Below are 15,681 nucleotides of genomic sequence, written 5' to 3' on the forward strand. Positions count from 1 at the left end.
GTAGTCTCCTGCCATGTCCGAACTGGCTCTCCGTCTCGACCCCGATGTGCACCAAGCTCTCCACGACCTCGCGGACGCACAGGACCGCGCCCCGGAGGAGATCGCACGGGAAGCGCTGCGCCGCCACCTGCACGAGGAGGGCAGGCTGGTACGTGCCGTCGCCGAGCGCATCGCGCGGGAGCACGCCGAGCTGCTGAGGAGGCTCGGCGAATGACCCGGCACCTCACAGTCGACGAGGTCACCGCCATCGCCGAGGTCGCCTTCGGCGGGCAGCCGCCCGAGACCCGGGCGCCGGGGCTGCTCGCCTCGGCGGTGCACCGCCCACGCGCCCGCATGTTCGGCACCACGGCGTACGGGGACCTGTACGAGCAGGCCGCGGCGCTCCTCCACGCCATCGCGACGAACCACCCGTTCGTCGACGGCAACAAACGCACCGCCTGGCTGGCCACCGCCACCTTCCTCGCGGTGAACGGCGTCGACCTCGTCGGCGTGGACCAGGACACGGCGTACACGCTGGTCGTCGATGTGGCCTCCGGGGCGGCGAGCGATGTGAGGGGGATCGCAGAGCGGCTGGGACGGTTGTGATGTGGGTCCCACCCTCGGGTGGTGCGGTCGTGTAGCGGCGTCGGCACCTCCGGGCCATCGGTAGGGTGGCCCGGTTGTCATACGCAGCCGCGTCACCCGAGCCACCCCACCGGAGATCGTGACTACCACCGCCGGCACCGCCTCGCACCACCTGTCCCCGGCCTTTCCCGGACGTGCCCCCTGGGGCACCGCCGGCAAGCTGCGCGCCTGGCAGCAGGGGGCGATGGAGAAGTACATCCAGACGCAGCCCCGGGACTTCCTGGCGGTCGCCACCCCCGGCGCCGGCAAGACGACCTTCGCGCTGACGCTGGCGTCCTGGCTGTTGCACCACCACGTCGTGCAGCAGGTGACCGTCGTCGCGCCCACCGAGCACCTGAAGAAGCAGTGGGCCGAGGCCGCCGCGCGGATAGGCATCAAGCTCGACCCCGAGTACAGCGCGGGCCCGCTCGGCAAGGAGTACGACGGCGTCGCCGTCACGTACGCCGGTGTCGGAGTGCGCCCCATGCTGCACCGCAACCGCGTCGAGCAGCGCAAGACCCTCGTCATCCTCGACGAGATCCACCACGCCGGTGACTCCAAGTCGTGGGGCGAGGCCTGCCTGGAGGCGTTCGAGCCGGCCACCCGGCGGCTCGCGCTCACCGGTACGCCGTTCCGCTCCGACACCAACCCCATCCCCTTCGTGACGTACGAGGAGGGTGACGACGGCATCCGGCGCTCGTCCGCCGACTACACCTACGGCTACGGCTCCGCCCTCGCCGACAACGTCGTCCGCCCCGTCATCTTCATGTCGTACAGCGGCAACATGCGCTGGCGCACCAAGGCGGGCGACGAGATCGCCGCCCGCCTCGGCGAGCCCATGACCAAGGACGCCGTCAGCCAGGCCTGGCGCACCGCGCTGGACCCGCGCGGCGAGTGGATGCCGGCCGTGCTGCGCGCCGCCGACCAGCGCCTCACCGAGGTCCGCAAGGCCATCCCGGACGCCGGCGGCCTCGTCATCGCCGCCGACCAGGACTCCGCGCGGGCCTACGCCAAGCTGATCCGCGAGATCACCGGCAGCAAGGCCACCGTCGTCCTGTCCGACGACGCCGGCGCGTCGAAGAACATCGACACGTTCAGCGCCGGCACCGACCGCTGGATGGTCGCCGTCCGCATGGTGTCCGAGGGCGTCGACGTCCCCCGCCTCGCGGTCGGCGTGTACGCCACCACCATCTCCACCCCGCTGTTCTTCGCCCAGGCCGTCGGCCGTTTCGTACGGTCACGGCGGCGCGGCGAGACCGCGTCCGTGTTCCTGCCGACCATCCCGGACCTGCTCGGCTTCGCCAACGAGATGGAGCGCGAGCGCGACCACGTCCTCGACAAGCCCAAGAAGGAGGGTGAGGAGGACCCCTACGCCGAGTCCGAGAAGGAGATGGAGGAGGCGAACCGGGAGCAGGACGAGGACACCGGCGAGCAGGACATGCTGCCCTTCGAGGCGCTGGAGTCCGATGCCGTCTTCGACCGGGTGATGTACAACGGCGCCGAGTTCGGCATGCAGGCCCACCCCGGCAGCGACGAGGAGCAGGACTACCTCGGCATCCCCGGACTCCTCGAACCCGACCAGGTGCAGCTACTGCTCCAGAAGCGGCAGGCCCGGCAGATCGCGCACAGCCGCAAGAAGCCGGACACCGAGGCGGATCTGCTCGAACTGCCCGCCGAGCGGCGGCCCGTGGTCTCCCACAAGGAGATGATGGAGCTGCGCAAGCGGCTCAACAACCTCGTCGGCGCGTACGTCCACCAGAGCGGCAAACCGCACGGCGTGATCCACACCGAGCTGCGCCGGGTCTGCGGCGGCCCGCCCTCGGCCGAGGCCACGGCGGGACAGCTGCGCCAGCGGATCGAAAAGGTACAGGAGTGGGCTACGCGCATGCGATGACACCGTGTGCACGTATGAGGACAAACGGAACCACTTCTCTGTGAGAATGACCGGATTCTGGACGGAGCCTTCCGCTGACCGAACCGGCTCGCTACTGTCACGCTACGCACACGCCCCGTGGCAGCGCCGCCGCGGAGCGCAGCCGTGAAGCGACTGTGCCCGGATCACGTCCGGGCCGCCGGCCGATCGGCGGCCTCTGAAGCGCGTGACCGACGGGACTCGGTGACGCCTCTGCCGCGAGGGGGCCGCCGACCTCACCACTAAGGAGTGGGCGTCGTGACCGCGGAGACCTCTCAGACGCTCGACAGGGGACTGCGTGTCCTCAAGCTGCTGGCCGATACGGACCACGGGCTGACCGTCACCGAGCTATCCCACAAACTGGGCGTGAACCGGACTGTTGTCTACCGGTTGCTCGCCACGCTGGAGCAGCACGCTCTCGTACGCCGTGACCTGGGCGGACGGGCCCGGGTCGGGCTGGGTGTGCTGAGGCTGGGCCGGCAGGTGCACCCGCTGGTGCGGGAGGCGGCGATGCCGGCCCTGCGGTCGCTGGCGGAGGACATCGGCGCGACCGCGCACCTGACGCTGGTCGACGGCGCGGAGGCGCTGGCGGTGGCCGTGGTGGAGCCGTCGTGGACGGACTACCACGTGGCGTACCGGGCCGGCTTCCGGCATCCGCTGGAACGGGGGGCCGCCGGGAAGGCGATCCTCGCCGCCCGGCAGCGGACGGCGGACGAGCCGGGGTACACGCTGACGCACGGGGAGCTGGAGGCGGGCGCGTGCGGGGCGGCGGCGCCGCTGCTGGGGGTGACGGGGGTCGAGGGCAGCGTGGGCGTGGTGATGCTGGCGGAGGCCGTCCCGGAACGGGTGGGCACACGGGTGATGGACGCGGCCCGGGAAGTGGCGGAGGCGCTGCGCTGACGTGGCTGCGGGCGGTCGTGCCGCTGGGGCGGCACGTCAGGCGGCACGGATGCCCATAGCTGCAGCACGTTAGATTGACTTCGTGCTCTCCCGCCTCACGCGTCCCCAAGCCCTCGCCGCCCTGGCCGCCCCCGTCGTCGCCCTGCTGGCCACCGCCGCGTTCGCCCCGCTGCCCTTCTCCATCGCGCAGCCCGGGCTGACCGCCGACGTGCTCGGGGAGAACAAGGGGACGCAGGTCATCACGATCGACGGCACCCCCGTCCGCAGGACCAGCGGGCAGTTGCGGATGACGACGATCGAGGCGACCTCCCCGGACACCCGCGTCGGCCTCCCGGACGTCATCGACAGCTGGTTCAGCACCGACCAGGCGGTCATGCCCCGCGACTCCGTCTACCCCAGCGGTGACAGCGTCAAGGAGATCGAGCGGTACAACCGCGAGCAGATGAAGGAGTCCCAGGACGAGGCCACCCGGGCCGCCCTGAACTACCTGAACCGCGAGGACGACGACATCGAGGTCGGTCTCGAGCTCGCCGACGTCGGCGGCCCCAGTGCCGGCCTGCTGTTCTCCCTCGGCATCGTCGACAAGCTGAACGGCGACGGCAGCGGCGGCGACCTCACCGGCGGCCGGGTCGTCGCCGGTACGGGCACGATCGACGCGGACGGCACCGTCGGCGCGGTCGGCGGCGTACCCCTGAAGACGCAGGCGGCCAGGCGGGACGGCGCCACCGTCTTCCTGGTCCCGAAGGCCGAGTGCTCCGACGCGCGGGCCGAACTCCCCGAGGGACTGCGCCTGGTCCCGGTCACCACCCTCAAGAGCGCCGTCGACGCCCTGATCGCCCTGGAGAAGGCCCCCGGCAAGGTCCCCGCCTGCTAGCCCTCCTTGACGAACCCTTCCTCCACCATCCAGTCCAGCGCCACCTGGTGCGGGTCCTCCCCGTCGACGTCCACCCTCGCGTTGAGGTCCTGCGCCACCGTGTTGTCGAGCTTCGCCGTCACCGGGGCGAGCACCTCCGCGATGGCCGGCCACTTCTCGAACGTCTCGGTGTTGACCGTCGGCGCCGCGTTGTAGTTGGGGAAGAACTTCCTGTCGTCCTCCATCACCACCAGGTTCATGGACTTGATCCGCCCGTCGGTGGTGAAGACCTCGCCGTACGCGCAGGCGCCCTTGGCCGTCTGGGTGTAGATGATCCCGGTGTCCATCTGCGTGACGTCGCGCGCCGGGATGTCCATGCCGTACGCCTTCTCCATGCCCGGCAGTCCGTCCGCGCGGTTGGCGAACTCGCCCTCCACGCACAGCGTCACCGCACCCGGATCGGACTTCGCCAGCTCCGCCACCTCGGAGAGGGTCCGCGTGCGGTACCTCTCGTGGTTCGCCTGGCTCATGGCGAGGGCGTAGGTGTTGTTCAGCTCCGACGGCTCCAGCCAGGTCACCCCGTTCCTCACGTCCGCGTCCCGCACCGCCTCCCACTGCTCGCGGGGGTCCGGGATCGGCCTGCTGTTGCCCTGGTACGTGATCCAGGCCGTGCCCGTGTACTCGAACCCGGCGTCCGCCTCGCCCTTGACGACCGCCTCCCGGGAGCCGACCGAGCCCTGGATCCCGGTCCGGTCGACGACCTCCGCGCCCGCCGCCTGGAAGGCGATGCCCATGATCGCGCCGAGGATGAGCTGCTCGGTGAACTCCTTCGACGTGACGGTGAGCTCCGCGCCCTCCAGCGGCCTCCCCTTGCCGATCGAGCCGGGCTCCACGTCGTCGGCCATGGGGGAGCCGCTGGTCAGCCCGCAGCCCGGGGCCGCCGCCAGCAGCGCCCCGGCCAGGAACAGACGGAGACGCCGGCTCATGGGCCCGCCTCCAGACCCCGCGGCCGCAGCAGCAGCTCCGCCAGGGAGGCCAGCCAGTCCACCAGCAGCGCGAGGACGACGGTGAGGACCGAGCCCACCACCAGCACCGGCATCCGCTGGCTGGTGATGCCGGTGGTGATCAGTACGCCGAGTCCTCCGCCCCCGCCGAAGGTGGCCAGCGTCGCCGTGCCGACGTTCAGCACGAGCGCCGTCCGCACACCCGCCAGGATGAGCGGGACGGCCAGCGGCAGCTCCACCCGCGTGAGCACGCCCAGCGGGGACATGCCGATGCCGCGCGCCGCCTCCAGCAGCGTCGGGTCGTTGGCCTTCAGCCCGGCGATGGTGTTGGACAGCACCGGCAGCACGGCGTAGGCGATGATGCCGATCAGGGCCGCCCTGCGGCCGATGCCCAGCCAGATCACCAGCAGCGCCAGCAGACCGATCGCCGGGGTCGCCTGGCCCATGTTGGCCAGCGCCATCGCCGCCGGGGTTGCTCTGCGGAACATGCGGCGGGTGAGCAGGACGCCCAGCGGGATCGCGATGACCAGCACGAAGAACGTCGAGATCACGGTGAGCTGGATGTGCTGCCACAGCGCCTTGGACACCTGCCCGTTCGACAACGCGTTCCGGGTGAGCGCGTCGAGGTCGGCCTGTTCGAACCAGAGCCAGGTCGCGAGCAGCACGGCGATCAGCACCACCGGCAGGAACGTCAGCTTCCGCCAGGTCACCCGGGGCGGCTTCACGGCCGGGGGCGGGGGAGGGGCCTCCGCCTCGTCGGGCGCTCCGCCGCCCTCGTCCCGGAAGACATGCCCCCGTACCTCGTGCTCGCCCTCGGGCCGCCGCCCGGAGGAGCCGGAGGAACCGGAGGAGCCGGAAGCCGAGGCCCTCACGCCTTCGCCTCCCCGCCGAAGCCCTCCTGCTCGGCGTGCGTCTGCGCGGACCGCTGCTCCTCGAGGTCGTGCTGGGCGTCCATCGCCTCCAGGCGGTCCGCCTCCAGCAGTTCGTGCACGGAGTTCATCAGCGTCTCCACGTCCACGACCCCCTCGTACGCGCCGCGCCGCCCGGTGACCGCGACCCGCCCCGTGTTGTCGGTGAGCACCGCCTCCAGCGCGTCCCGCAGCGTCGCGTCCCGGGTCACCGTGTCGTGCACCAGGGTGCCCGCGCGGGCCAGCGAACCCTTGGCGAGCGTCATGTCGCCGCGCCGGAGCCACTTGTAGGGGCGGCCCCGCTTGTCGAGCAGCAGGATCTCGTTGTGGCCGCTGGAGCGCAGCCGGTCGAAGATGTGCTGGATCGGGTCGTCGACGGTCACCGTCGGATAGTCGGTGATCTCCACGTCCCGCACCCGGGTCAGGTTGAGCCGCTTCAGCGCGGCCCCGGCGCCGACGAACCCCGACACGAAGTCGTCGGCGGGGTGGGTGAGGATCGCCTCCGGGGTGTCGAACTGGGCGATGTGGGAGCGTTCGCGCAGCACCGCGATCCGGTCGCCGATCTTGATCGCCTCGTCGAAGTCGTGGGTGACGAAGACGATCGTCTTGTGCAGCTCCCGCTGGAGCCGGATCAGCTCGTCCTGGAGGTGGTCCCGGGTGATCGGGTCGACCGCGCCGAACGGCTCGTCCATCAGCAGCACCGGCGGGTCCGCCGCCAGCGCCCGCGCCACGCCCACCCGCTGCTGCTGGCCGCCGGAGAGCTGGCGCGGATAGCGGCCGTGGAACTCGCCGGGGTCCAGACCGACCAGGTCCAGCATCTCCTCCACCCGCTCCCGCACCCGGGCCGCGGGCCAGCGCAGCATCCTCGGCACCAGCGCGATGTTCTGCGCCACCGTCATGTGCGGGAACAGCCCGCTCGCCTGGATCGCGTACCCGATCTTGCGGCGCAGCCGCACCGGGTCCATGTCGGTGACGTCCTCGCCGCCGATACGGATCCGGCCGCCGGTCGGCTCGATCAGCCGGTTGATCATCTTCAGGGTGGTGGACTTCCCGCAGCCCGAGGGGCCGACGAAGATCACCGTCTCGCCCGCCCTGATCTCCATGCTGACGTTGTCGACGGCCGGCAGCGCACTGCCCGGGTACCGCTTGGTCAGACCCTCCAGCTCGATGGTCGCCCCGACCGACCGGGACTCCGTCCCGGATGTCCCGGGATCAGGCGGATCAGGCAGACCGGATGAACCGGATGAATCAGGCACGGATCCCCCTGGGAATGGTCAGCCGCCCGATCAGCACGTACGCGGCGTCGAACAGCAGGGCGAGGACGATGATCCCGAGGGTGCCCGCGAGCACCTGGTTCAGCGCGTTCCTGCTGCCCAGCGAGGCGATCCCGCGGAAGATCAGGTTGCCGAGGCCGGGCCCGGAGGCGTACGCGGCGATGGCGGCGATGCCCATCAGCATCTGCGTGGAGACCCGGATCCCGGTCAGGATCGGCGGCCAGGCCAGCGGCAGCTCCACCCGCGCCAGCCGGGCCGCACGTGACATCCCGATGCCCTTGGCCGCGTCCACCAGCGACGGGTCGACCCCGCGCAGCCCCACGATCGCGTTCCGCACGATCGGCAGCAGCCCGTACAGCGTCAGCGCGATCACCGTCGGCGGCACCCCGAGTCCCACCACCGGGATCAGCAGACCGATCATGGCCAGCGCCGGGATGGTCAGCAGGGTGGCGGTGGCGGTCGTGGCCAGGTTCCCCGCCCACTCGCTGCGGTAGGTGACCACCCCGATCAGCACACCGAGCAGGGTCGCCACCACCATGCACTGGAAGACGACACTGGCGTGCTGGTAGGCGTCGACGAGCAGCTGCTGATGCCGGCTCCCCAGGTACTCCCAGAAGTTCACGTCGGCTCACCCCAGCTCCGCCAGGTCGGTTCACTCGCCGAGCGCGGCCTGCTCCACCAGCGGGATGATCCGCAGCGGAACGGGGTTCTCCATGACGATCGCCGTGGAGGCCCGGACGATGCCATCAAAACCGACGACGCGGTCGATCACCCGCTGGAGATCGGCGTTGGAGCGCGCCACGAGGCGGCACATCATGTCCCCGGTGCCGGTCGTGGTGTGCAGCTCCAGCACCTCCGGTACGGTCGTCAAGTGGGCCCGTACGTCGGCTCCTTGGCCCTGCCGGATCTGCAGCGTGGCGAACGCCGTGACCGGGTAGCCGAGGGCCGCCGGGTCCACCTGGGGGCCGAATCCGCGGATGACTCCGTTCGACTGAAGCCGGTCGAGGCGGGCCTGCACGGTCCCGCGCGCCACCCCCAGCCGCCGGGACATCTCCAGCACCCCGATGCGCGGCTCCCGCGCCAGCAGCAGGATGATCCGCCCGTCCAGATGATCGATCGCCATACGGTCCTCCCCGGTGGTCATCCTGTACAGAAAGCCCGTGAACGGGCCCGCCCGGCTGAACACATTGTCCAGCGAAAAGGCAAACTATTGCGCACCTTGCGGAGCTGGCCCACGCTGCCCCTATGACGCAGACCACACACCACACTCCCGACGTGACCGCCCGGCAGGCCGACCCCTTCCCGGTCAAGGGAATGGACGCGGTCGTCTTCGCCGTGGGCAACGCCAAGCAGGCGGCGCACTACTACTCCACCGCCTTCGGCATGAAGCTGGTCGCCTACTCCGGACCGGAGAACGGCAGCCGCGAGACCGCTGCTTACGTCCTGGAGAGCGGCTCGGCCCGCTTCGTGTTCACCTCGGTGATCAAGCAGTCCACCGAGTGGGGCGCCTTCCTCGCCGACCACGTGAGCGCGCACGGCGACGGCGTCGTCGACCTCGCCATCGAGGTCCCGGACGCCCGCGCCGCGTACGCCTACGCCGTCGAGCACGGCGCCCGCTCCGTCACCGAGCCGTACGAGCTGAAGGACGAGCACGGCACCGTCGTGCTCGCCGCGATCGCCACGTACGGCAGGACCCGCCACACGCTGGTCGAGCGGAGCGGCTACGACGGCCCCTACCTGCCCGGGTACGTCGCCGCCGACCCGATCGTCGAGCCGCCGGCCCAGCGCTCCTTCCAGGCGATCGACCACTGCGTCGGCAACGTCGAACTCGGCCGGATGAACGAGTGGGTGGAGTTCTACAACAAGGTCATGGGCTTCACGAACATGAAGGAGTTCGTGGGCGACGACATCGCCACCGAGTACAGCGCGCTGATGTCGAAGGTGGTCGCCGACGGCACGCTCAAGGTCAAGTTCCCGATCAACGAGCCCGCCATCGCCAAGAAGAAGTCCCAGATCGACGAGTACCTGGAGTTCTACGGCGGTGCCGGCGTCCAGCACATCGCGCTGAACACCAACGACATCGTGCAGACGGTGCGCCAGATGCGGGCGTCCGGCGTCCAGTTCCTGGACACTCCCGACTCGTACTACGACACGCTCGGCGAGTGGGCCGGGGAGACCCGGGTGCCGGTCGAAACCCTGCGCGAGCTGAAGATCCTCGTCGACCGCGACGAGGACGGCTACCTGCTCCAGATCTTCACCAAGCCGGTCCAGGACCGCCCGACGGTCTTCTTCGAACTCATCGAACGCCACGGCTCGATGGGCTTCGGCAAGGGCAACTTCAAGGCCCTCTTCGAGGCCATCGAACGAGAGCAGGCCAAGCGCGGCAACCTGTGAGGGCTGACGCGGGCGCCCTTGCCGCGTAGCCGCGGCCAGTTATGCCGCCCTGCGTGCCGCCGCCGCGGATAACCGCGCCGCCCTGCGTGCCGCCGCTGCGGGCAGTCGTGCCTCCCCCAGTGCCTCAAGGGCCTGGGAGGTACCCCCAGGGCGGCACGGGTGGGCGATGGGGGTCCCCCCGCTCGAGCGAAGCAGAGAGTGGGGGAGGCACCCGGCAAGCGCCGGTGAGTGAACCGGCCTCCGGCCCGCACCAGTGGACGGTGCGGGTGCGGGACAGGGGGACGTCGCGCAGCCCGGCGCTGACGAGGTGCCGTCGCGCCCACCCGTGCCGCCCTGCGGCACGACTGCCCGCGGCTGGCGGAGGTGCGGAGCACGATCCTGCGGCACGACTGCCCGCGGGAGGGGCGGCGGCCCAGCCGTGCGGCTGATCGCGGGGGGGGCCAGTCGTGTGACTGACCCCAGAACGCTCAGTCGCGTGACTGACCGCGGAACGCTCAGTCGGACTCAGGCCCCGCCTGGACGGACGGTTCGCCCAGGCGGGCCAGGGTCGTCTTCGCCTGCGGTACCCATAGCGGTGAGAACCACGGGTTGATCTGGAGCGCTTCCTTCAGGTGCCGCCGCGCGGACCCGTACCGCTCCAGTGAGCGTTCGATCATCCCCCGGTGGAACACGTACAGCGCGCTCCGCACCCCACCCCCCTCCGTCCCCTCGGTCGCCCGTACGGCGAAGGGGAGGGCCTCCTCGTCGTCGCCGGTCCGGTGCAGCGCCCAGCCCAGCGCGTCCGCCGCCTCCGTCGACGGCTGCCGCTCCCACACCTCCCGCAGCCGCCGCACGGCGGCCTCCGCATCCCCGTGATCCGCCTCGAGCCGCCCCAGCACCAACGACTCGTCACCCCCGTGCGCGGCGGCCACCCGCACCCGCTTCCGCACCACCCCGTACTGCGCCCCCGCCGCCCGCTTCAGCCCCAGCGACTCGTACAGCTCACCCAGCTCCAGCGCGTACTCCGGCCGGGGCCGCTCCGCCAGCGCCGTCCGGTACGCGTTCAGTGCCTCCGTCGTCCGCCCCAGTGCCGCCAGCGCCCTGCCCTGCCCGGCCTGTGCCGCCCGCTGGTCGGGGTCGGTCCGCACCGCCTTCCGGAAGTGCCGCAGCGCGTCCTGGCGGTCGCCGCGCTCCCAGGCGAGCTGCCCGGCCCGCTCCAGGTACGCCGCCCGCTCGGCCGGTTCCCCGGCGGCCGACGCCGCGTCCGCCAGCTTGGCCGCCGCGTCCTCCCGCCAGCCCCGGTCCCGGTACACGGCCGCCGCCCGCGCCATCACGACGGGACCGGAGCGCAGCTCCTTCAGCCTCTCCAGCAGCTTCCCCGCCTCCTCGTCGTCACCGAGCCCGGCGGACGCCTCGATCAGCAGCGGATACGTCGTCCACCGCTTCGGCTCCAGTTTCCGCGCCGCCTCGCCCCACTTCCGCGCCCCGGCGAAGTCCCGGCGGGCGTTCGCCAGCGCGGCCAGCCCCTGCAGCGCCGGGGCGTTCCCCTTCGCCCGTACCTTCAGCGAGGTGCGCAGCGCCTTCTCGGCCCGCGGCCAGTACGCCGGGTCCGCCAGCCGCAGCCCCTGCTCCACCCGGGCCGCCCCGAGCACCGCCCAGGCCTCCGCGTCCCCCGGACGCTCCCGCACCCGCCGCTCGCGCTCCCCGACCAGCGCCTCCAGGTCGGGCAGCGCGGCCGGCACCCCGCTGGTGACCGCCGCCAGCGCCCGCGCCCCAGGATCCGGCGCGGGCGGCGCCTGCTGCTCCCGGGGCAGCAGCACCAGCGCCCCGCCCAGCACCGCGCACCCGGCGGCCGAGGCGAGCAGCGCCCCCCGGCGCACCCGCCGCCGGGGTTCACGTGGCTTGTCGTCCGTGGCGCACACCGTCATGAAGCACACTGTGCGTCACACCCCGCGTACGTACGATGATCACACTCCGATGTGACGCGCGTGCCTCCGCGGGGTTCACACCGATGGCCCCCGGTGTCACGCTGTGATCATGAGCCGTATCGAAGCGCGACGCGATGAAGACACGGTGGCGGCCGGCCCCCTCGTCGACCGGCTGCTCGGCGGCCTGCCCCCCGAGGCCGTCCTCACCGACCCCGACGTCACGGCCTCCTACGCCCACGACATGGCGAGCTTCTGCCCGGCCGGCAGCCCCGCGGTGGTGGTCCTGCCGCGCACGGTCGAGCAGGTCCAGCACGTCATGCGCACCGCCACCGCACTGCGCGTCCCCGTCGTCCCGCAGGGCGCCCGCACCGGCCTGTCCGGCGGCGCCAACGCCACCGACGGCTGCGTCGTGCTCTCCCTGACCAGGATGGACCGCATCCTGGAGATCAGCCCGGTCGACCGGATCGCCGTCGTCGAACCCGGCGTCGTCAACGCCGCCCTCTCCCGCGCGGTCGGCGAGCACGGCCTCTCTTACCCCCCGGACCCCTCGAGCTGGGAGATGTGCACCATCGGCGGCAACATCGGCACCGCCTCGGGCGGGCTGTGCTGCGTGAAGTACGGCGTGACGGCCGAGTACGTCCTCGGTCTGGACGTCGTCCTCGCCGACGGCCGCCTGATGTCCACCGGCCGCCGCACCGCCAAGGGCGTCGCCGGGTACGACCTGACCCGCCTGTTCGTCGGCTCCGAGGGCTCCCTCGGCATCGTCGTCCGCGCGGTCCTCGCGCTGCGGCCGAAGCCGCCCGAGCAGCTCGTGCTGGCCGCCGAGTTCTCCTCCGGCGCCGCCGCCTGCGACGCCGTGTGCCGGATCATGGAGGGCGGTCACGTCCCCTCCCTCCTCGAACTCATGGACCGTACGACCGTCAAGGCCGTCAACGACATGACCCGCATGGGCCTGCCGGAGTCCACCGAGGCCCTGCTGCTCGCCGCCTTCGACACCACCGACCCCGCCGCCGACCTCGCCGCGCTCGGCACGCTGTGCGAGGCCGCCGGCGCCACCCAGGTCGTCCCCGCCGAGGACGCCGCCGAGTCCGAACTGCTCCTCCAGGCACGGCGGATGTCCCTGGTCGCCCTCGAAGCCGTCAAGGGCACCACGATGATCGACGACGTGTGCGTGCCCCGCTCGAAGCTCGGCGAGCTCATCGACGGCGTCGAGCGGATCTCCGGGAAGTACCGGCTCACCATCGGCGTCGTCGCCCACGCCGGCGACGGCAACACCCACCCGACGGTCTGCTTCGACGCGACGGACCCGGAGGAGTCGCGGCGGGCCCGCGAGTCCTTCGACGAGATCATGGCGCTCGGCCTGGAACTCGGCGGCACCATCACCGGCGAACACGGCGTCGGCGTGCTGAAGAAGGAGTGGCTGGCACGCGAGATCGGCCCCGTGGGACTGGAGATGCAACGGGCCGTCAAGCAGGTCTTCGACCCGCTGGGCATTCTCAACCCGGGCAAGCTGTTCTGAACGGGAAGATGCCCGAAAGGAGTGGGGTCCGGCCGGACGGGCGGTCAGGTCCCCGCCCGTCTGATAGATGTGGTTCCCCCCGACCCACCCATCGAGCAGATACGGGACGACGGACATGAGCGCCCCAACCCCGGCCCCCGGCGACGACAGGCCCCGCGAAGGGTATTACCCGGACCCGTCCATTCCTGGATATGTCCGGTACTGGAACGGTGCCTCCTGGGTGCCGGGCACGAGCCGTCCGGCGCCCAAGGACGGCGATTCGCTCGCACCACCGCCCGGCACGGGCCCGGCGCGGCCCTCCGTCGAGGAGACCGGACCGCACTTCTTCGACGAGGACCCCGTCGAGCAGCCGTCCCCGGCCGGGTCCCAGCACGGCAGCCGGCCCGAGCCCGCCTCGGCGTGGGGCGCCGACCGCTCCCACCAGACCGGCTTCGGCGGCGACCAGGACCGCAAGGTGTCCTGGGGCGCCGACCCGAGGGTGCCGCACGCGGCCCCGCCTTCCGCGCCTTCCGCGCCTTCCGCACCGTTCGTGCCCTCCGCGCCTTCCGCGCCTTCCGCACCGTCCGCGCCCTCCGCACCGTCCGCGCCCTCCGCGCCTTCCGCGCCCTCCGCGCCTTCCGCACCGGAGGCCGGGCCCGCGGGCGCGGACACCCCGGACGAGCGGGCCGCGGCCGACTCGGGCAACACCTTCGTGTTCCGCAGACCGGCTTCGGCCTCGGCGCCGAAGCCGCGGCAGGAGGCCGGGGCCCCCGGCGGGGAGCGTGCGGACGAGGGCACGATGACCTTCCGCGCCGTCACCCCGCGCACGGGACAGGACCCCTCGGGACCGCATACGGGCTCCGCCGCCCCCGGGCGGCCCGGGTTCGGGGCCGGGAAGGCGGCAGCCGCACGCGCCGCCGCCGCTGCCGCCACGGCCCCGTCCGGACCCCAGCGGACCACCGCCCCGGCCACGCCTCCCCAGGCCGTACCCCCGCAAGCCGTACCCCCGCAGGCCGCGGGCGCGCCCCTGACGAGCGGCGCCGGCGGGGGCCAGTCCTCCTGGGTGCAGCAGGTGCACCGGCTGGCCGGCGGTGAGGAGCCGCCCGTCGCGCCCTGGAAGCCGCCCGTCGAGGACGTGTTCCAGGCCGCCGCCCGGCGCCAGGCCGCGGCCCGCCCCGCCGCGCTCGGCAGGCGGCTGGCCGCCCGGCTGCTGGACACCGTCGTCCTCGGCGCCGTCACCGCCGTGGCCGCCGTGCCGCTCGGCATGAAGGCGCTGGACCACATCGACGCGAAGATCGAGGCGGCCAAGCTGTCCGGCGAGACCGTCACCGTCTGGCTGCTCGACGGCACCACCTCCGTCCACCTCGGCATCGTCCTCGCCGTCCTCCTCCTCGCCGGTGTCCTCCTGGAGGTGCTGCCGACCGTCAAGTGGGGCCGCACCCTGGGCAAGAGGCTGCTGGGCGTCGAGGTGCGGGACATCGAGGCGCACGAGGCGCCGTCCTTCGGCGCGGCCCTGCGCCGCTGGCTCGTCTACAGCGTGCCCGGACTGCTCGTCGTCGGGGTCGTCGGCGTCCTGTGGTGCCTGTTCGACAAGCCCTGGCGCCAGTGCTGGCACGACAAGGCCGCGCACACGTTCGTCGCCGCCGGCTGAGCCCCCGTCACCCGTATCGCCGCCGCCGCTGCTCCGGACGGCCGCTCGCCGGATGCGGGGCCGGGGGGTTCACGGTCGACTCGGGGCATGACCACCGAACCGCCCCCCGGCTCCGGTCGGCAGCCGCCGGACGACGACCCGTTCAGAAAGCACCCCCCGCCGGGCGGACCCGACACCCCGGGACCGGGCTCCCCGTACGACACCCCCGGCGGCCCGCCACCGCCGACCGGCGGCGGTGATCCCTACGGCGGTGGCGGCGGCCCTTACGGCGGTGGCGGTGGCGGCCCCTACGGCGGTCCCCCCGGTCCCTCCGACCCCCTCGCCGGCATGCCCCCGCTCGCCGACAGCGGCAGGCGCACGCTCGCCCGCATCATCGACATGATCCTCGTCGGCATCGTCGTCTGGCTGCTCACCTGGCCGTTCGGGGTCAGCGAGTACGACGTCGACGGCAACGACATCAACATTGGCAACTCCCTCGCGCAGTCCGTCGTCGCCGCGGTCCTCTACATCGCCTACGACACCTTCATGACCGCCCGGGGCGGCCAGACCCTGGGCAAGAAGTGGCTGCGCATGCGGGTGGCCGACCTCGCCGACGGCTCGACCCCCTCCGTGCAGACCGCGCTGATCCGCGCCCTCGTGCTGTGGCTGCCGTTCGCGTTCTGCTGCGCCTGCGTGTGGACCGTGATCGCGGGCGGCTGGAGCTTCTTCGACCGGCCCTACAAACAGGGCCTGCACGACAAGGCGGCCAAGACCGTGGTGGTCAGCACCGGATGAGGG

At 72.2% G+C, this 15,681-nt stretch carries 15 protein-coding genes; 9 read left to right on the forward strand and 6 right to left on the reverse strand.

All coding sequences use genetic code 11. The annotated features are described in order from the left end of the window. Window positions 1-13: 13 nt before the first annotated feature. The 5 genes from ACF1DX_RS00315 (at window position 14) to ACF1DX_RS00335 (ending at window position 4,289) form a co-directional block, all read left to right on the forward strand. Entirely contained in the window at window positions 14-214 is a 201-nt protein-coding gene (locus ACF1DX_RS00315) for a hypothetical protein (protein ID WP_391789025.1), read from the forward strand. Continuing rightward, window positions 211-585, forward strand: coding sequence for a type II toxin-antitoxin system death-on-curing family toxin (locus ACF1DX_RS00320; protein WP_391789026.1), 375 nt, complete (start codon window positions 211-213; stop codon window positions 583-585). The genes ACF1DX_RS00315 and ACF1DX_RS00320 overlap by 4 nt, the downstream gene beginning before the upstream one ends. Window positions 586-703: 118 nt before the next feature. After that, complete coding sequence (locus ACF1DX_RS00325; RefSeq protein WP_391789027.1) at window positions 704-2,497, forward strand: DEAD/DEAH box helicase; 1,794 nt, start codon at window positions 704-706, stop codon at window positions 2,495-2,497. 276 nt (window positions 2,498-2,773) lie between these two features. Further along, complete coding sequence (locus ACF1DX_RS00330; RefSeq protein ID WP_391789028.1) at window positions 2,774-3,415, forward strand: IclR family transcriptional regulator; 642 nt, start codon at window positions 2,774-2,776, stop codon at window positions 3,413-3,415. Between the two features lie 82 nt (window positions 3,416-3,497). Then, window positions 3,498-4,289: a S16 family serine protease gene (locus ACF1DX_RS00335; protein ID WP_391789029.1), complete on the forward strand. Its 792-nt coding sequence runs from the start codon at window positions 3,498-3,500 to the stop codon at window positions 4,287-4,289. On the opposite strand, the gene ACF1DX_RS00340 is transcribed toward ACF1DX_RS00335, so the two are convergent. From ACF1DX_RS00340 to ACF1DX_RS00360, 5 genes are read right to left on the reverse strand one after another with little or no spacing between them, the layout of a single operon-like run. Further along, window positions 4,286-5,254, reverse strand: coding sequence for a glycine betaine ABC transporter substrate-binding protein (locus tag ACF1DX_RS00340; RefSeq protein WP_391789030.1), 969 nt, complete (start codon window positions 5,252-5,254; stop codon window positions 4,286-4,288). The two genes, ACF1DX_RS00335 and ACF1DX_RS00340, sit on opposite strands and share 4 nt — an antisense overlap. Next, complete coding sequence (locus ACF1DX_RS00345; RefSeq protein ID WP_391789031.1) at window positions 5,251-6,144, reverse strand: ABC transporter permease; 894 nt, start codon at window positions 6,142-6,144, stop codon at window positions 5,251-5,253. The genes ACF1DX_RS00340 and ACF1DX_RS00345 overlap by 4 nt, the downstream gene beginning before the upstream one ends. Next, on the reverse strand, window positions 6,141-7,409 hold the full coding sequence (locus ACF1DX_RS00350) for a betaine/proline/choline family ABC transporter ATP-binding protein (RefSeq protein ID WP_391789705.1): 1,269 nt from the start codon (window positions 7,407-7,409) through the stop codon (window positions 6,141-6,143). Before ACF1DX_RS00350 ends, ACF1DX_RS00345 begins: the two co-directional genes overlap by 4 nt. 19 nt (window positions 7,410-7,428) lie before the next feature. Then, window positions 7,429-8,076 (reverse strand): ABC transporter permease, encoded by a 648-nt coding sequence (locus ACF1DX_RS00355; RefSeq protein ID WP_391789032.1) that lies wholly within the window; start codon window positions 8,074-8,076, stop codon window positions 7,429-7,431. A gap of 30 nt (window positions 8,077-8,106) precedes the next feature. Then, complete coding sequence (locus ACF1DX_RS00360) at window positions 8,107-8,577, reverse strand: Lrp/AsnC family transcriptional regulator (protein WP_344559271.1); 471 nt, start codon at window positions 8,575-8,577, stop codon at window positions 8,107-8,109. Between the two features lie 122 nt (window positions 8,578-8,699). On the opposite strand from ACF1DX_RS00360, the gene hppD reads away from it, so the two are divergent. Next, window positions 8,700-9,848 (forward strand): 4-hydroxyphenylpyruvate dioxygenase, encoded by a 1,149-nt coding sequence (gene hppD / locus ACF1DX_RS00365; RefSeq protein ID WP_391789033.1) that lies wholly within the window; start codon window positions 8,700-8,702, stop codon window positions 9,846-9,848. 494 nt (window positions 9,849-10,342) lie between these two features. Here the strand turns inward: hppD and ACF1DX_RS00370 are convergent, their stop codons facing one another. After that, complete coding sequence (locus ACF1DX_RS00370; RefSeq protein WP_391789034.1) at window positions 10,343-11,755, reverse strand: tetratricopeptide repeat protein; 1,413 nt, start codon at window positions 11,753-11,755, stop codon at window positions 10,343-10,345. 103 nt (window positions 11,756-11,858) lie between these two features. Here ACF1DX_RS00370 and ACF1DX_RS00375 point away from each other — a divergent pair, with 103 nt between their 5' ends. The 3 genes from ACF1DX_RS00375 (at window position 11,859) to ACF1DX_RS00385 (ending at window position 15,678) form a co-directional block, all read left to right on the forward strand. Further along, window positions 11,859-13,274: an FAD-binding oxidoreductase gene (locus tag ACF1DX_RS00375; RefSeq protein ID WP_391789035.1), complete on the forward strand. Its 1,416-nt coding sequence runs from the start codon at window positions 11,859-11,861 to the stop codon at window positions 13,272-13,274. A gap of 115 nt (window positions 13,275-13,389) precedes the next feature. After that, complete coding sequence (locus tag ACF1DX_RS00380) at window positions 13,390-14,904, forward strand: RDD family protein (RefSeq protein WP_391789036.1); 1,515 nt, start codon at window positions 13,390-13,392, stop codon at window positions 14,902-14,904. Window positions 14,905-14,991: 87 nt separating this feature from the next. Further along, window positions 14,992-15,678: an RDD family protein gene (locus ACF1DX_RS00385; protein ID WP_391789037.1), complete on the forward strand. Its 687-nt coding sequence runs from the start codon at window positions 14,992-14,994 to the stop codon at window positions 15,676-15,678. Window positions 15,679-15,681 lie beyond the last annotated feature (3 nt).

Origin of the sequence: Streptomyces sp. NPDC014676 (genome assembly GCF_043084105.1) — a bacterium.
In the GTDB taxonomy this organism is placed as follows: domain Bacteria; phylum Actinomycetota; class Actinomycetes; order Streptomycetales; family Streptomycetaceae; genus Streptomyces.

Excerpts from the sequence above, each read along its gene's own strand:
- ACF1DX_RS00315 (WP_391789025.1), top strand. The coding sequence starts at position 14 with ATGTCCGAACTGGCTCTCCGTCTCGACCCCGATGTGCACCAAGCTCTC.
- ACF1DX_RS00320 (WP_391789026.1), top strand. The coding sequence starts at position 211 with ATGACCCGGCACCTCACAGTCGACGAGGTCACCGCCATCGCCGAGGTC.
- ACF1DX_RS00340 (WP_391789030.1), bottom strand. The coding sequence starts at position 5,254 with ATGAGCCGGCGTCTCCGTCTGTTCCTGGCCGGGGCGCTGCTGGCGGCG.
- ACF1DX_RS00360 (WP_344559271.1), bottom strand. The coding sequence starts at position 8,577 with ATGGCGATCGATCATCTGGACGGGCGGATCATCCTGCTGCTGGCGCGG.
- hppD (WP_391789033.1), top strand. The coding sequence starts at position 8,700 with ATGACGCAGACCACACACCACACTCCCGACGTGACCGCCCGGCAGGCC.
- ACF1DX_RS00370 (WP_391789034.1), bottom strand. The coding sequence starts at position 11,755 with ATGACGGTGTGCGCCACGGACGACAAGCCACGTGAACCCCGGCGGCGG.
- ACF1DX_RS00380 (WP_391789036.1), top strand. The coding sequence starts at position 13,390 with ATGAGCGCCCCAACCCCGGCCCCCGGCGACGACAGGCCCCGCGAAGGG.
- ACF1DX_RS00385 (WP_391789037.1), top strand. The coding sequence starts at position 14,992 with ATGACCACCGAACCGCCCCCCGGCTCCGGTCGGCAGCCGCCGGACGAC.